The organism is Planococcus faecalis, assembly GCF_002009235.1.
Classification (GTDB): domain Bacteria; phylum Bacillota; class Bacilli; order Bacillales_A; family Planococcaceae; genus Planococcus; species Planococcus kocurii.
This window is the reverse complement of the sequence record NZ_CP019401.1, coordinates 2,623,234-2,638,902: the sequence shown is the minus strand read 5'-3', so window position 1 is coordinate 2,638,902 and position 15,669 is coordinate 2,623,234. Positions and strand designations below refer to the sequence as shown.

The following is a 15,669-nucleotide window of genomic DNA, read 5'->3' as shown; positions in this document are numbered from 1 at the left end:
CAAAAAAACGCAAGTCGATTTAGGAGGAGAGCATATGGCCACTGTCATGCCAGATATTTATTTTTTGCCTGAATGGGGCAAATTTTTCGAAACAAAAGAACAAGATGGCAAAGTCCATTTTTTTGAAATAAACAATGAATTAGGCCATATTTTTTATCAATTTATCGTTCGTCCAACACCGGTACAAATAGAAGAAGAGACGTATTACGATATCATTACGCCGTATGGTTTTAGCGGACCCATCATTCTATCAGGTGACCTAGAAAATAAACCCCAGCTTATAAATCTTTTTGAGAAAGAATTTGGCGACTATTGTGACGAACACCGAATCGTCACGGAATATGTTCGCTTTAGTCCATGGTTAAAAAACCGATTGGATTTCGAATCGCTTTACGAATTTCGAGACAATGGACATGTGTTGTATATCGATTTAAGGGAAGAAGATTTTTTTATGCAACAATTTGCTTCTGTTACAAGAGGACAAGTCAGAAAAGCTTTAAAAAATGATGTAGAAATTGAATTCGATTTTACTGGTGAACATGTTGAAGAATTTCACCGTTTGTACATGCTGACAGTTAAAAAAAATCAAATCGAACCGTATTATTTATTTTCAGTAGAATCTCTTCGCAGCTCTTTTGAAAAATTTGGAGGGAGCCAATTCCTGTTGTTTGCGAAGCACCAAGGACAGTATATTTCGGCTACATTTGTACTTCACCACGGAGATTACGCTCATTATCATTTAACAGCGAATGACCCGGAATACTCATCGCTGTCCGGCAATAGTCTCATCGTATATGAACTTTGCCGCTGGGCAGTCGAGCATGACAAGAAGGAAGTTCATCTTGGAGGGGCGCCTAACGAAAATCTCTACCGTTTTAAGCGGAATTTCACCAAAGCAGAGCCACTCGAATTATTGATGGGAAAGAAAATCCATAACCAGCAAGCTTATGATCAATTGGTCGAAGCCAAGCGTCAAAATGGTGGCATCGAACTTCCCGGTTATTTTCCGTTATACCGAGGATAATATGCGAGGTGCGGTTTAGTGGCTGAGGTGCGGAAAATACGCTGCGAGGTGCGGAAATGAATGATTGAGGTGCCGTGTTGACCATTTGAGGTGCGGAAACTAGCATAAAAGGTGCGGTCAGACATAAATGCAGAAGATGAAAGGGCGATCTAATATGAGAGAACTAGGCGGATACTTTGGCATGGAGAAGTTAATCCATGATGAATTTTATAGCGAGTTGTTGGCGTTAAATAGCGGCAGTAACGCATTGTTGTATTTATTGAAAGCACGTGACATGAAAAAACTCTACATCCCCTATTATTTATGCGACTCGGTTAGTAATCTGTTGACTAAATACGGCTATGAATATGAGTATTATTCTGTTGACGCGCAGTTTCAACCGATTTTTGACAAGCCGTTGCTGCAAGGAGAGTATTTGTATGTGGTTAATTTGTATGGCCAAGTCACACAAGAAAAAACGCGTGCGCTAAAAACACGCTATGACCAACTGATTTTAGATCATAGTCAGGCTTTTTTCCAGAAGCCCCTAAAAGGCGTCGATACGATTTACTCTTGCCGCAAATACTTTGGCGTGCCGGACGGTGCTTATTTAGCGACGGACGTCGTACTAGCAGAAACACTCCAGCAGGACGTTTCAAAAGACCGCATGACACACGTACTTGGTCGCCTTGAGGGAACAGCTAGCGACTATTACGCAGATTTTCGCAGCAGTAACGACAAACTTTCTGAAGCACCGCTCCGGACGATGTCAAAACTCACAGGCAACATTATGGGCGCTGTCGATTATGAACAGGCCAATCGACTACGAAATGAAAACTATGCCTACCTAGACAAACAATTGGGACAAGAAAATTTGCTGAAACTAACAATGCCAGAAGGTGCTTTTGCGTATCCACTCTTAGTAGAAGATGGTGTCGCCAGTAGAAGTAGACTTGCCAAGCAGAAAATTTACATTCCGTTGCTGTGGCCAAATGTTCTCGATGACTGTCCAGAAGGGAGTACCGAATACCAATACGCTGCCAACATCCTGCCACTGCCTTGCGATCAGCGCTATACTGTAGAGGATATGGCGTATTTGGTGGACATGATGAAAAAACAATTGGTTTAACTAATCGAAAGAACATGCAAATAGTTTAAAGATAATTAGTTTAGTGTTAAACTAGTTGCGATAAACTAATTAAGGAGCTGTTCAGATTGAATAAATTACAAGACAAAGTAGTCATTATCACCGGTGGAGCTGGAGGAATTGGTGGAGGAATGGCAAAAGCGATGGTTAAAGAAGGCGCAATTGTCGTTGTTGTCGATTTAAACGAAGAAACAGGTAAAGCGATGGAGCAAGAGTTGCAGGCAATTTCTCCAAAATCCATGTTCTTAAAAGCCAACTTGATGGAACGTGACAAACTAAGTGGCATTATTGATACTGTAATTGAGAAATACGGTCAGCTAAATGTCTTAGTGAACAATGCGCATGCCTCTAAACAAAAGTTAATTGAAGACACCACGCAAGAAGATATTGATTTGTCATTTGGTACTGGCTTTTACCCGACATTTTATTTGATGCAAGCAGCACTTCCTTACTTAAAAGAAACGAAAGGAAGTATTATTAACTTCGCCTCAGGAGCTGGGTTAGAAGGTCATGCAACACAAGTGGCTTATGTAGCTGCGAAAGAAGCCATACGGGGTATTTCGCGCGTCGCTGCAAACGAGTGGGGTCAGTTTGGCATTAACGTCAATGTGATTAGCCCAGTAGCTGACTCGCCGGGTGTACGTGAATGGGCCAAAGCGCAACCTGAATACTATGAAAGAGTGAAAAACAACATTCCACTCGGCCGTTTTGGCGATTTGGAACATGACATTGGACCGATCGCTGTATTCTTAGCTTCGGAAGATTCGAAATACATGACGGGACAAACATTGATGGCTGATGGTGGTTCCATTATGTTGCATTAATCAAGCATACTAGAGCGTTGAAACCTTGTTGGTTTTCAACGCTTTTTTTTGTTGAATCGAATAAAGAAGAACAACCAAGGGCTAGAAAATAACGGTCTTTGCGGTAGTTACTTTGCGTCACGGATCAACTGTGAACACGTTTGATCTTTATTTTTAATTCGTGTTACACAATACTTATAATGTTCCCGAAATATGGTATGATGCTGAGTAGGTCAGCTTTACGGAAATGATACAAGTATACAAAGTTGCTCGGCAATTTTTGACTATTGTCCGGGCACTTCTATATGAACTGTCGATTATTTGCAGATCAGTATTTACTTTATTTCATCAATTGGAGGTTTTCTTATTACTACTATAGGATTTGTTATTAGTCATAAAAACAACGAAAAACGAAGAGCGCTTTTACCGAAGGACATGCCGAACATCAAAAATATCGAGCAATTGTTTTTTGAAGTGGGCTACGGTGACGCACTTGGTTATGCAGATGCGGAATATGCGGTTTCTGGTGCACAATTTGTATCGCGTGAAGAAGTACTAAAATGTGACGCCATTGTCGACGTAAAATTAGGCAACGCAGATTATTTTGATCAATTATCACCTGGGAAATTATTGATTGGTTGGGCTCACGCAGTTCAAGATATCGCTTTTACAGATTCTGTACTTGCGGGAGACCACACCGTCATTGCTTGGGAAGAAATGTTCGAAGACGGACGTTATATTTTCTACCGCAACCGTGAAGTGGCAGGAGAAGCAGCTATTTTACAAGCGTACCAATATTGCGGCAAAATGCCGTACGAAACGAAAGTAGCGGTTCTTGGTAACGGTCACACGACCAAAGGCGTACTGCGCATTCTTCATGGTTTAGGTGCCGATGTCGATGTATATGGCCGTAAGCTTGAATCGTTGTTCATGAAAAATATGGGCAATTACGACGTTCTTGTTAACTGCGTGATGTGGGATACCAATCGTACCGATCGCATTATTTACAAAGAAGATTTAGTGCGCCTTAAAAAAGGCGCAATGATCGTGGACGTTAGCTGTGATCCAAATATGGAGATCGAGACATCGCGTCCATCGACGATTGATGATCCCGTTTATACAGTGGATGGCATCATCCATTACACAGTAGACAACACACCAGCGATGTTCCCACACACCGTTACTAAAGTATTGAGCGAAGGATTTTCGCCGATGGTGGACAACTTTATCGAAGGCAACTGGACAGAAATGATTCAAAAATCGATGGTGATTGAAAAAGGTCATATTCTTGATCGCCACATTCGAGAGTTTAGAGAAGCCAGAAATCTATTAGTGAAGTAAAAGAAAAAGAGTCTCAACCGACAATTGTCGGTTGAGACTCTTTTTTAGATGAATAATTTACTGGTTAATGAACGCTGTCGTCAAATAGTTTTTGAATTCACCAAACAAATAAGCTTGTCCTTTTGTGTTTGGGTACAACTTATTTTGTATCAAATCGGTTTGTGCGATTTTCTTCGTATGAACGTCATTTGACATCACTTGATAAAAATCAAATAAATAAACTTGGTCTTGTGAAGCGAGTTTGCTGCTTGCACGCATATAAGGCAGCATTTTTAAGTTGTCTTTAAAGGAAGTTGTTGGATTAGGTGTTCGAATTAGCACTTCCGTTTCACCATTCGCGATAATTTCTTCCACAATCAGTCGGTAATTTTTGGCGTATTCCTCAACGGGAATTTTCCAATCACCCAGTGCATCGTTTAGTCCAGCGGAAATAATGACCAAATCAGGAGCATGAGTTAAAACGTCACTGGCGATTCGCTCTTTCATATGAGAAACGGTATTGGCGTTCATGCCTGCGTTGATGACGGTTATTTGCTCCGGGTATTTTTCATCCAACCATTCAGTCAACAGAGATACGTGATTGGGGTGGCCATCCGGCAATGAGTCAGCAGACGTCACGTAGTCACCTAAAAAGACAATCGTCACAGGATTCCCCGCAGCCAACTTTTCTGAAAAGCCAATAGGCTCTGCTTGTACTTTTTCTATTGTAGGAAGGAATGCCACTTCTTCTGATAGCTTAACGCTATTTAAATTTTTTTCTCCAGCTACAACAATAAAAATAAGAGCAATAATTAACAAATAGATTAATTTTTTTAGCATCTTAATACCTACCTTTCTTTTTTGAAATTAACTCTATTTTACCACAATTGTGCATTAAATTAGTTGAAATTTCAGAATGTTTATGAGTAATTTGTAGTTAAAACTGTGATAAAGCTGTTTTAGCAGTTTTAATGCAAGTAGAAAGGGGATAATAGACCGACAATATAACTCTTATCGCAACAATAGGGGGTATTTTAAATGAAGCAAATTGGCGGTAAATTAAAGCAAATGAGAGAACAAAATCAATTGAGCGTGGAAGACTTGGCGAATGCAGTAGGATTTGCCAAAACCGTCATCTGGGGATATGAAAGTGGTAAAAAGCAAGTAAGCGTTGCTCATTTAGAAATACTGGCTGATTACTATAAAGTATCAGTAGATTTTTTACTAGAACGCAACCAAGCAGTTACTGAGCTCGACTTTCTAAAAGTGTAGGATTTAGAATCCATCAAGTTAGTAGTAGATGACCGACCGGTAAACGATGAAGAACTGACAGAAGTTGCTTCTTACTTGCAGATTAAACGCCGCTTGCAACAAGAAGACTCGTAGACCGAAAAAACAGTCTGCAACATAAACGTTAATGGATTGTTCACTCAAAAGAGGCTATCTGTGAAAACACAGATAGCCTCTTTTGAGTGAACAAATACTGTATAGTTCCTGTGCTCGGCTAGTTTAAAAAGCTATGTTTCAGGGAAATCTTTGACTTATGGATGCTTTAAATTTTGGAGGAGATGGCAATGTCAGCTGCACTCGTAACCCTACTGTTAGGTATCGGTTATTTGGTATTTACAATTGATAAAAAACAAGAAAACTTTCCTGTACCGGTAGTGCTCGTATTAATTGGGATCGGCTTGTCATTTGTTCCTTATTTTAATCAAGTAGAAGTAACGGAAAATTTAATTTACGATGTCTTTTTACCCGGCTTATTGTTTGTATCGGCTTATCAATTTTCAACAAAAGCGCTACGAGAAAATGCTGGGATAATCGGTTTGTTGAGTACAGTTGGCCTCGGGCTGACAATTGTACTTGTGGGACTGGCGATCTTTTGGATCGGCGGCTGGTTTTTCTCGATTTCACTGGCTGGTGCATTCGTAGTTGCAGCGATTTTAGCACCTACTGACCCCGCATCGGTCGTTTCCATTTTGAAAAAATCAGCGCCTGATAAAAGTATTGCGGATATTGTTGACGGTGAGTCGATGATTAACGATGGTACCAGTATTGTCTTATTCACTGTTTTGTCGAGTATGTATCTGCAATCACAATCGCTCGATATAATCACTGTTTTTGGTGATTTTCTTTACGTTTCACTGGGAGGAATCCTACTGGGAGTTGCTATAGGCTGGGTGATGAGTAAAGCGGTTCACATTACGCATCACCGTGATTATCAAGTCATGCTTAGTATCGTGCTCGCATATGGTGTGTTTCAATTGGCTGAGAGCTTTGGATTTTCAGGCGTATTAGCAACCGTTTTTGCCGGCATTATGTTATCTTGGGAATTTTCACATACGAATAAAGAAGATCATTACCGAGAAGCGCTTTCAGGCTTTTGGGAAGTCGTTGAACCATCGCTGTTGTCGCTGTTATTTTTACTAATTGGCATCGAAGCAACCAAATATTTATCATGGGATAATTGGCTACTGGCAATCCTCATCTTGTTTGTGAGCATTGCGATTCGATTTCTTGTTGTCGGTAGTACATTTAAGGTAGTAGCTGGCAAAAAACACAAATCCATTTGGAAAAAGTCTCTCGTCATTTCGTGGTCTGGCATCCGTGGTTCGATGTCTGTATTCTTACTCTTACAGTTGGAAACGCTAGCGACTGGGGAAGCGGCAGCAGAATTGATTTCGTTAGGTTTTTCAGTGGTCATCTTGTCCTTGATTATTCAGAGTCTTGGCATACATCCGTTATCAAAGCTGCTCGCTAGCAAATAAAATAGCGCATGCCAAGAAACTGAACTTCTGGCAGACGCTATTTTTAACGATTTATCTAGTTTTTACTTTCAAATACAATTCCTCTATTTTTTCAGGCAATAAAGGCTTTTGAAAATAATAGCCTTGAGCTTGATTGCATCGTCGAGCTTTTAAAAATGTTAGCTGTTCCAAAGTTTCCACGCCTTCAGCGATTACATTCAATCCTAGATTACGAGCCATTTGGATGATTGTGTCGACCAAAGCTGCATCTTTTGAATCAATGAGAATATTGCGTGTGAAATGTTGGTCAATTTTTAATGTATCAATCGGGAACAATTTTAAATAGCTTAAAGAAGAGTAGCCAGTACCAAAATCATCAATTGATAAATGAATGCCCATCGCTTTGAGTTGTTGCATTTTTGAAATGGCGGATGTAGCGCCTTGAATGATGCTTTCAGTTAATTCGAGTTCAAGAAATTCAGGTGCGAGTCCCGCATCGTCTAAAGCTAACGTGATGACTTCGGCAATATTCCCTTGTGAAAACTGCCTCGCTGAAATATTGACAGCTACGCGAAACGGCTCTACTCCTGCATCTTGCCAATCTTTTGTTTGTTGACAAGCAGTTCGAAGAACAAATTCACCGATACGCAGAATCATGCCACTTTCTTCTGCAATTGGAATAAATTCAGCAGGAGAAATGGTTCCAAGCTTCGCATGATGCCAGCGAACCAACGCTTCAACACCAATGATTTTTTCGGTTTCAAGATCAAATTGTGGCTGATAATGAACCGAAAATTCGTTCAGCTCTAAGCCTTTTCGGATACTCATAGCAATTTTTGATTTCCGAGCAATCAGTTCATTCATCTCAGAAGTAAAAAATTGAAAGTTGTTTTTGCCTTCTTCTTTCACGCGGTACATCGCAAGATCGGCATTTTTCACTAAAGTTTCAGCATCTGTGCTATCCGCTGGAAATAAACTAGCACCGATAGAAGGCGTAATAAAAACAGCTTCGTTGTTTAATTGGAAGGGGTTACTTAACATCTCTAAAATTTTCTGTGCGGTAGTTTGAGTTTTTTCATCGTCCGTGTTGGGCAGCAGTAAAACAAATTCATCACTGCCAATTCTCGCTAACGTATCATTTTTGTGGATACAGGATTTAATGCGATCGGCCACTTTCACTAACAGTTGATCCCCTAGTTGATGACCATACGTGTCGTTGACCATCTTGAAATGGTCTAAGTCAAGGTAAAGTACAGATAAAACCATCTTACTTTCTAGTGCTTGATTGATTGTCGAACGAAGGCGATCATTGAACAATCGGCGATTTGGCAAGCTCGTTAACGAATCCAGGTAGACCAGGTTGCTGATTTTCTCCTCGTTCGTTCTCCGGTCAGTGATGTCTCGAATAATCAGGCTGTAGTAGTTGCCCTTGACTGTTTCCCAAGATCCTATGGATAATTCAACTGGAAACTGGCTGCCATCTTTTTTTGAGCCAATTAACTCAAGCGTTTTTTGAGTGATTGATGCTTCGACGTATTGACTCGGATCCAGGCGTGCTTCAGGAAAAATTAAACGAACATCTTCGTAAACAATTTCCTTTTTGTTGTAGCCAAAAAGAGACTGTGCGCCTCCATTCCACTGGATGATTGTGCCTTTCGCATCTGTTACGACAATCCCATCTGTTGCGGATTCGATAATCGATTGAAATTGACGATTGTATTCATCAAGTAATGATTTTACTTTGTTGTCGCTGCGAATGCTCAGTACAGCAATCAGCAAAATTAATGCCATGCCAATCCCAACAGTATAAGCAAGATAACTACTGTTCATTGAAGGAGCTGTTGTTACGTGATGAGTAGACGCTTCAAATCGTGCAGCTAACATGCCGATGTAATGCATGCCTGAAACACCGATCGTGATCAGCGCAGCGCTGGCTATTTTTGACCAAGAAAATCCGTGCCGGTCTCTCGAATAATGCAGTAAAAACATGGCTAATAGAGCAGCGACTAACGCGACCACTACTGACAATATCCACAGTACGGCATCATAGTAGACAATCGCCTGCGTTTGCATCGCGGCCATCCCAGTGTAATGCATGGCAACAATGCCGGTTGCAATTAAAACAGCACCAGCGATTACCTCGAATTTTTGGACGACGGGTTTACTGATAATGCTGAAAGCAAGTCCGCTTGCGAAAAGAGCCGGTAAGATTGAAATAACAACCAACGCTGTATTATAGGTTACTTCCATCGAGAGATGAAAAGCCAGCATACCGATAAAATGCATAGACCAAATGCCAAGTCCCATGACGAGAGCTCCGAACAAGATCCATTTTATTCGTGCTTTTCCAACGGTCTCGTGCAGCATTCCGCTGATGTTCAAGGCGATAAAAGAAGAAACGAAAACGACAGCGACCGAAAGAAAGATTAATCGTGGATCGTAAGACAATGGTAAAACGTTCAAGTAATTTACACTTCCTTTATTTAGTAGAGAGTAAAAAGATAGAGTTATTTATAAAAAAATAGAAATTATTGAATGTAATTAAGGACGTATGACTTATTTATCTTAGCACAGCTATCAATAAAATTGATTTATTTTCAAAATTTATTAATAAAATATTTTCATGTCAAAAGGGATTCGTCGTGCTAAGGATGAAACGGTTTTATAACAATAGCTTTATAATAAAGAACTGTTATTATTAAACAATAAAGGCTTAGAAAATAAGAATGAGAAGGTGAAAAGATGCAAGTTAAAAAAGCAATAATTCCAGCTGCTGGTCTTGGAACACGATTTCTTCCGGCAACTAAAGCAATGCCAAAAGAAATGCTACCTATCGTCGATAAGCCAACAATTCAGTACATAGTGGAAGAAGCAATTGCTTCTGGAATTGAAGACATTATCATTGTTACTGGTAAAGGAAAGCGTGCCATTGAAGATCATTTCGACCACGCCTTTGAATTGGAAGACACCTTATTAAAAAAAGGCAAGATTGACATGCTTGATTCGGTTCTAGAAACTTCCAATGTGGAAATCCATTACATTCGTCAAAAAGAACCACTTGGACTTGGTCATGCCATTTGGTCCGCGCGCCGCTTTATTGGCAATGAACCATTTGCCGTATTGCTAGGCGATGATATTGTAGAAAACGACGAGCCTTGTCTTGCTCAGTTGATGAAGCAAAACGAGTTGACTGGTAAAAGTGTCATCGGCGTTCAGCAAGTTCCAGAAGACGAAACGCATCGTTATGGCATTATTAATCCCGTTTCAATTGACGGAAAGCTAATCAAAGTTGATAACTTTGTGGAGAAGCCAGAAGCGGGAACTGCTCCATCCAATTATGCCATTATGGGCCGTTACATTTTGACACCTGAAATTTTCGATTTTTTAGGACAGCATCAGCTTGGTGCAGGCGGCGAAATTCAATTAACCGATGCTATCCAACAGCTCAACGAAGTACAGTCTGTCTATGCTTATGAATTTGAAGGACAGCGCTTTGATGTCGGTGAAAAATTTGGCTTTATTGAAACGACTATTGAATTTGCTTTAAAACGCCCTGAACTTAAAGATCGATTGTTAAAGCTTTTTGAGGAAAAGTTAAAACAGTCATACATTAGCGAGAAATAAGCAGAAGGCCATAAAAATCGTTTTATCCAATCGGGTGAAACGATTTTTATTTGTGTCTACTGATCAACGGTATCTTTGTATGAATAGCTTAAAATGTGAATAATCTCAAAAATCTGATTTCTTTAGTGAATAAACAAAAAAACTGTGGTAGACTATTTGATGAAGAGTGGAAAATCTTAACAGCTAGCTTTTATGATCAATCTGTCAGTGTTTTTTAAATCCAGGTGAAGGAGGCATCTTTGAGGTGAATGATATTTACTTTGAACCAAATTATGGTCGACTCTATGAAAAAATTGAACAAGGAACGTGCGAGGTTTTTGAATTTCATCATGATTTAGGAACAGTCAATCACATGTTCATTAAAAGAGCTGTTCCCATAAGCATCAATGAAGAACCCTATTTTGATATTACGACACCTTATGGCTATGGTGGTCCTCGTATTACGAAATGTGAAGAAGTCCATAAGCGTGAGCTAGTTCACGCTTTTCAGCTTGCTTTTAAAGCGTATTGTCAAAAAGAAAATATTGTTTGTGAGTTTGTACGTTTTCATCCTTTGTTTACGAATGCGCAAGATTTTGAAAGTTGCTATGACTTAACATTTCGCAGGTATACAACAGGAACCAATTTGAAAGATTATGATGACCCCATCAAATCAGAATTTTCCAAGTCAAAGCAAAAAAGTATTCAAAAAGCTTTACAAGCAGGTGTGGAATATCGAGTAACAGTCAATCCTCCAGACTTAGAGGAATTTAAACGTCTTTACTATTCAACGATGAAAAGAAAAGACGCGGATGCTGTCTACTATTTCAATGATGCCTATTTCAGTAAATTGCTGGACACTTTAGGAGAACACATCGTTCTTGTAGAAGTATTGTACGAAGAAAAGGTCATTGCAGTTGGCTTAAACTTGATTCACGAAAAATTTATCCACATTCACTTATCTGGAACACTCAAAGAATACCAACACCTGTCTTCTGCTTTTATTATGCGATATGCACTCGTTAAGTGGGGGAAAGAGAATGGCATGGAGCTGACTCACGAAGGTGGCGGTGTAACAGGAAGCGCGGACGATCCTTTGTATCTATTCAAAAAGCAATTCGGTAAAAACACAGAATTCAAGTACTACATTAGCAATAAAATCTGGAATCAAAAAATTTACGATTTACTGTGCACAACAGCATGGGTGGACAAAGAATCAACATCCTTCCCAGCTTATCGCTCAAAAGTAACACAAGCAGTACATAAATAAACTGCTTCTACTAATTATTTACGCATAAAAACGAGAGGTCTGCTTTGGAGCAGACCTCTTTTTGGGTTGTCTAAAAGCTTCAGGGATTCAGAAACGACTCTTCCTATCGATAGGGCTGGTTTTCGCTTTTTAAACTACCTGTTATAATAGACTTTATTGAATATGAACTAATTTCAACAGAAAAGGACTTATCATATGACTACTTATAAATTTTTTTCATGGATAGCAGCGTTGTTCTGGATGGCGGTTATTTTTTATCTGTCTCATCAACCAGGTTCTGCATCGAGTAATTTAAGTTCGGGCGTTGTAACGGCATTGTTAGACCTCATTAATCTAATAGCACCGCAAGTAGAATTAAATGTGGAAACATTTCATACCTTTATTCGAAAAAACGCTCACTTTTTCGCTTATTTTCTGTTGGGTCTGTTAAGTTTGAATGCCTGGAGAAGCAGTGGAATTACTGGACTCAAACAACTAATTCTTGGATTTGGCATGTGTATATTGTTCGCAACAACTGATGAGATCCATCAATTGTTTATTGAAGGACGAAGCGGAGAAGTTAGAGATGTCATGATTGATAGTGCTGGGGCAGTTTTAGGCGTTTTAATCTATGGCTTGTTTGGGTATTTATGGGGTTCGATGAAAGAAAAGACGTTAAAAAGAAAGTAAAGATGTAAAAATGACAACTTTATGACTGGATTAGGTTCAAAAGTCATAGATAATTCCGATGCGCTAATAGATATGAGACTAGTAAATGTTGAAAATTTAGCGTAAGATAGTATCAATTAGCAATAATAATGGAAATTATAAGGAGTAATGCAATCATGTCAGCAATTAGTTTGCCAAAAGAGAGGTGGAGTCCATGTGGGCTTTACTAACAGGTGGTTTTGTATTCGTTACGGCCATCATTTTTTCGTTGGGAAAAGCAAGCTCAAAACGAGAAGATGCTAGCCATCGCCATCGCGAAGAACTATTGGCACGTAACAAAGACACTGTCGCAAAAGAAACGGTTGTCACTATTTTAGAACCACAACCAGCAGAACAACAAAAATCACATAGAGAAAACAAGACACGGCATCCTTCAGAGCAACTATGAGGCTGTCGTGTTTTTTAGTTCTTAATGACTAATTCTTATTTTTATTTGAATTTTCAGTTTTTTAATTGTTATTTCCAGTCAACTATCTGTATGATAAGAAGTGAAGACATTTTATGCTGTGAGAGGTGATTGGGTTGAACATAAGGAAAATTGGTTTTGTGCTGCTATTGCTTCTAGGCATCGCGGGGGTTAGTTATTTCTTTTTAATAATGGAAAAGCTGCCGCAAGAAGTTGAAGTTGAAAACGGAAGTGAAGGCAATCGTACAGCTTTAGACGAAGCAGTCGATAAAACAACAGAAATTCAAAAATCCATCGATGAAACACCAGCTGGAGGAACGTTGGAAATTCCACCGGGCGTTTACAAGCTTAGCAAAAACCCAGATTTGAAAGCGGTCACTGGATATGGTGACAGTTATTTTGCATTAAAAATTTCAAAGCCAATCACTATTGTAATGGAAGAAGTTATCTTCCAAACAGATACAGATGACGAATACGGTGTGTTTTGGGTGAATGAAACAGAAGATGTTCATTTAAAAGGTGGTTTTCTTATGGGAGAACGTTTACCAGAAGAAGGCTCTTTAACCTCTCATATCGCAATTTTGTTTTTGTATACGAACAATAGTTCAATTGAAGACACTTACATGAAAAATTATTCTCAAGGCGTGCATCTCAACCATTCAGATCATAATGTTGTTCGAAAAGTAACCTCCGAATTCAATTATGGATCAGGAATTATCAACTTTGACTCTGATCAAAATGTCATTGATTCATGCGTCGTGCGAAATTCGGGTGATGGCCACATCTCTCTTTATGGAGGTGGCAGTGACAACCGTGTAATTAACTGCATGGTTACTGAAGATCGGCCAGGTTATGAGGATCAACAAGGAATTACTGTGGAAAGTGAAAAGGCTAGCACGATTGAAAACAATACAGTAAGCGGATTTTACTATGGCATTGATGTTAAAAATGCCTCAGAGTCAAACATCATCGAATCGAACATCGCCTTTAACAACGAATACAATATCGCTGTAAGAGGTGGAGATGGTGGTGAAAACTTAGAGTTGCCAAGCTACAATACACAGATTCTTAACAATATGGTTGTGGATCCGCGAGGTAAATCCTCCTATGGAATTTATGTTGGTGCAGGTGACGGCCATGTCGTGATTGGAAATACGTTAAATGTCGACAATCTCATCATTCCAGAAAAAGATTTAGAAGTTTATGAAAGCCAAAACTTTTTTGTAGAAGAATAAAATCAAACACGTTTCCCTTTAGAGCGGATAAAGGCTCTGGGAAACGTGTTTTTTACTGCCTGCTGTAAAGTGAGGTGCGGTTATAGACGTTTGGGGTGCGCTTCTAGCCATTTGAGGTGCGGTTTAGTCGAATGGAGGTGCGGCTTTACTCGTTTCAAGTGCGGTCAGTTCTCATCAATAAAATAAACGCTCTTACAAATTTTCTACAAATGATATAATTGGCAATAAGACAATGTTAAACAGCTAAGGGAGGAAAATAATCTATGGTAATTTTAGTTTGTGGGGGCGCAGGATATATTGGCAGTCACACTGTTAAAGAGTTGGTAACTACATACGAGGTAGTCGTGCTCGATAATTTGACGACTGGCTTTGAAAGCTTAGTCGATGAGCGAGCAACTTTCGTCAAAGGTGATTTGGGCGATCCGGAAGTAGTAGACACAATCTTCAAAACGTATAGCATTGACGCAGTCTTTCATTTTGCGGCGAACAGCTTAGTGGGGGAATCAGTGGAAAATCCGCTAAAATACTACCGCAATAATGTCGGTGCCACTTTGGTGCTTTTGGAGAAAATGATTGAGTATAACGTCAACCGCTTTATCTTTTCATCAACAGCGGCGACTTATGGCATACCTAATTCAGAACTGATTACCGAAGAAACCGCCACCAATCCGATCAATCCCTATGGACGCTCAAAACTGATGATTGAGCAAATTTTGGCTGATATGGCTCGCGTTCACGATTTTCAATATGTCGTGCTGCGTTATTTTAATGCTGCAGGTGCGCATCATTCGGGAGAAATCGGTGAGAGCCATGATCCGGAATCGCATTTGGTTCCAATTGTGCTTCAGCATCTTCTTGGAGAGCGTGAGCAAATTTCAGTGTTTGGTACGGATTATGAAACAAGTGATGGTACATGTGTCCGTGACTATATTCATGTAACTGATTTAGCGCGTGCGCATATTCTTTCTTACGAAGGAATGACCGGTGGGAAAATCGCGAATCAAACCTATAATCTTGGTAACGGTGCAGGTTACTCGGTCAATGAAATTATCGAAACGTGTCAACAAATTTCAGGCAAGCAAGCAACGATTAACTATGCGCCGAGACGTGCAGGAGATCCAGCAGCTTTAGTTGCCTCATCCGATAAAATTAGCAAAGAATTAGGATGGCAACCAACATTCGATTTGACTGCTATTATATCGAGCGCGTGGGCATGGCATTCGAAATGAAAAAATCCTTTGAGCCTATAGATGGCTCAAAGGATTTTTTTGAATTCTGCGTGAATGGTTTAGGTCGAGATTTTAAAAGCATTATGAGGTAATTGTGTTTCTGAAAAATTAGAATGTTTTGTCTTTATTTTTTATTGTGTGCTAAAATAAAAAAGGTACTAGCTATAAGTATAAAATGTTGGTTCGAGCTGTTACCTG

The 15,669-nt window shown here is 39.6% G+C and carries 14 protein-coding genes; 12 read left to right on the top strand and 2 right to left on the bottom strand.

The annotated features are described in order from the left end of the window. The first annotated feature begins 34 nt into the window (after window positions 1-34). The 4 genes from AJGP001_RS13210 to AJGP001_RS13195 all read left to right on the top strand — a co-directional run bounded on the left by AJGP001_RS13210 (window position 35) and on the right by AJGP001_RS13195 (window position 4,294). Window positions 35-1,024, top strand: a complete 990-nt coding sequence (locus AJGP001_RS13210) for a GNAT family N-acetyltransferase (protein WP_071153327.1) — start codon at window positions 35-37, stop codon at window positions 1,022-1,024. Between the two features lie 154 nt (window positions 1,025-1,178). Next, window positions 1,179-2,132 carry a hypothetical protein gene (locus AJGP001_RS13205; protein ID WP_071153326.1) on the top strand — a complete coding sequence of 318 codons (954 nt, stop codon included), beginning with the start codon at window positions 1,179-1,181 and terminating at the stop codon, window positions 2,130-2,132. 86 nt (window positions 2,133-2,218) lie between these two features. Continuing rightward, window positions 2,219-2,974, top strand: a complete 756-nt coding sequence (locus AJGP001_RS13200) for an SDR family NAD(P)-dependent oxidoreductase (protein WP_078080636.1) — start codon at window positions 2,219-2,221, stop codon at window positions 2,972-2,974. Between the two features lie 345 nt (window positions 2,975-3,319). Continuing rightward, window positions 3,320-4,294 (top strand): N(5)-(carboxyethyl)ornithine synthase, encoded by a 975-nt coding sequence (locus AJGP001_RS13195; protein ID WP_177167569.1) that lies wholly within the window; start codon window positions 3,320-3,322, stop codon window positions 4,292-4,294. 57 nt (window positions 4,295-4,351) lie between these two features. On the opposite strand, the gene AJGP001_RS13190 is transcribed toward AJGP001_RS13195, so the two are convergent. Continuing rightward, complete coding sequence (locus AJGP001_RS13190; protein WP_071153325.1) at window positions 4,352-5,113, bottom strand: SGNH/GDSL hydrolase family protein; 762 nt, start codon at window positions 5,111-5,113, stop codon at window positions 4,352-4,354. Window positions 5,114-5,311: 198 nt separating this feature from the next. On the opposite strand from AJGP001_RS13190, the gene AJGP001_RS13185 reads away from it, so the two are divergent. Beyond that, window positions 5,312-5,545, top strand: coding sequence for a helix-turn-helix domain-containing protein (locus tag AJGP001_RS13185; protein WP_245830185.1), 234 nt, complete (start codon window positions 5,312-5,314; stop codon window positions 5,543-5,545). Window positions 5,546-5,847: 302 nt separating this feature from the next. Further along, window positions 5,848-7,041, top strand: a complete 1,194-nt coding sequence (locus AJGP001_RS13180) for a cation:proton antiporter (protein WP_078080634.1) — start codon at window positions 5,848-5,850, stop codon at window positions 7,039-7,041. 51 nt (window positions 7,042-7,092) lie between these two features. On the opposite strand, the gene AJGP001_RS13175 is transcribed toward AJGP001_RS13180, so the two are convergent. Then, window positions 7,093-9,327 carry a bifunctional diguanylate cyclase/phosphodiesterase gene (locus AJGP001_RS13175; RefSeq protein ID WP_078080846.1) on the bottom strand — a complete coding sequence of 745 codons (2,235 nt, stop codon included), beginning with the start codon at window positions 9,325-9,327 and terminating at the stop codon, window positions 7,093-7,095. Window positions 9,328-9,762: 435 nt separating this feature from the next. Between AJGP001_RS13175 and galU the strand changes: the two genes are divergently transcribed. The 6 genes from galU to galE all read left to right on the top strand — a co-directional run bounded on the left by galU (window position 9,763) and on the right by galE (window position 15,471). After that, window positions 9,763-10,644 carry a UTP--glucose-1-phosphate uridylyltransferase GalU gene (galU, locus tag AJGP001_RS13170; protein ID WP_058384589.1) on the top strand — a complete coding sequence of 294 codons (882 nt, stop codon included), beginning with the start codon at window positions 9,763-9,765 and terminating at the stop codon, window positions 10,642-10,644. A gap of 244 nt (window positions 10,645-10,888) precedes the next feature. Next, on the top strand, window positions 10,889-11,893 hold the full coding sequence (locus AJGP001_RS13165) for a peptidoglycan bridge formation glycyltransferase FemA/FemB family protein (RefSeq protein ID WP_071153324.1): 1,005 nt from the start codon (window positions 10,889-10,891) through the stop codon (window positions 11,891-11,893). A 195-nt stretch (window positions 11,894-12,088) separates the two neighbouring features. Beyond that, the gene (locus AJGP001_RS13160) at window positions 12,089-12,562 is read left to right on the top strand and encodes a VanZ family protein (RefSeq protein WP_071153323.1); all 474 of its coding nucleotides are present in this window, start codon (window positions 12,089-12,091) and stop codon (window positions 12,560-12,562) included. A gap of 193 nt (window positions 12,563-12,755) precedes the next feature. Beyond that, complete coding sequence (locus tag AJGP001_RS13155; RefSeq protein WP_058384592.1) at window positions 12,756-12,989, top strand: hypothetical protein; 234 nt, start codon at window positions 12,756-12,758, stop codon at window positions 12,987-12,989. A gap of 134 nt (window positions 12,990-13,123) precedes the next feature. Beyond that, window positions 13,124-14,242, top strand: coding sequence for a right-handed parallel beta-helix repeat-containing protein (locus AJGP001_RS13150; RefSeq protein ID WP_078080633.1), 1,119 nt, complete (start codon window positions 13,124-13,126; stop codon window positions 14,240-14,242). Window positions 14,243-14,505: 263 nt separating this feature from the next. Further along, window positions 14,506-15,471 (top strand): UDP-glucose 4-epimerase GalE, encoded by a 966-nt coding sequence (galE, locus tag AJGP001_RS13145; protein WP_071153322.1) that lies wholly within the window; start codon window positions 14,506-14,508, stop codon window positions 15,469-15,471. Window positions 15,472-15,669 lie beyond the last annotated feature (198 nt).

Coding starts and splice junctions, on each gene's coding strand:
- galU (WP_058384589.1), top strand. CDS start 9,763: ATGCAAGTTAAAAAAGCAATAATTCCAGCTGCTGGTCTTGGAACACGA.
- galE (WP_071153322.1), top strand. CDS start 14,506: ATGGTAATTTTAGTTTGTGGGGGCGCAGGATATATTGGCAGTCACACT.
- AJGP001_RS13175 (WP_078080846.1), bottom strand. CDS start 9,327: ATGGGACTTGGCATTTGGTCTATGCATTTTATCGGTATGCTGGCTTTT.
- AJGP001_RS13205 (WP_071153326.1), top strand. CDS start 1,179: ATGAGAGAACTAGGCGGATACTTTGGCATGGAGAAGTTAATCCATGAT.
- AJGP001_RS13190 (WP_071153325.1), bottom strand. CDS start 5,113: ATGCTAAAAAAATTAATCTATTTGTTAATTATTGCTCTTATTTTTATT.
- AJGP001_RS13155 (WP_058384592.1), top strand. CDS start 12,756: ATGTGGGCTTTACTAACAGGTGGTTTTGTATTCGTTACGGCCATCATT.
- AJGP001_RS13185 (WP_245830185.1), top strand. CDS start 5,312: ATGAAGCAAATTGGCGGTAAATTAAAGCAAATGAGAGAACAAAATCAA.
- AJGP001_RS13210 (WP_071153327.1), top strand. CDS start 35: ATGGCCACTGTCATGCCAGATATTTATTTTTTGCCTGAATGGGGCAAA.
- AJGP001_RS13160 (WP_071153323.1), top strand. CDS start 12,089: ATGACTACTTATAAATTTTTTTCATGGATAGCAGCGTTGTTCTGGATG.
- AJGP001_RS13180 (WP_078080634.1), top strand. CDS start 5,848: ATGTCAGCTGCACTCGTAACCCTACTGTTAGGTATCGGTTATTTGGTA.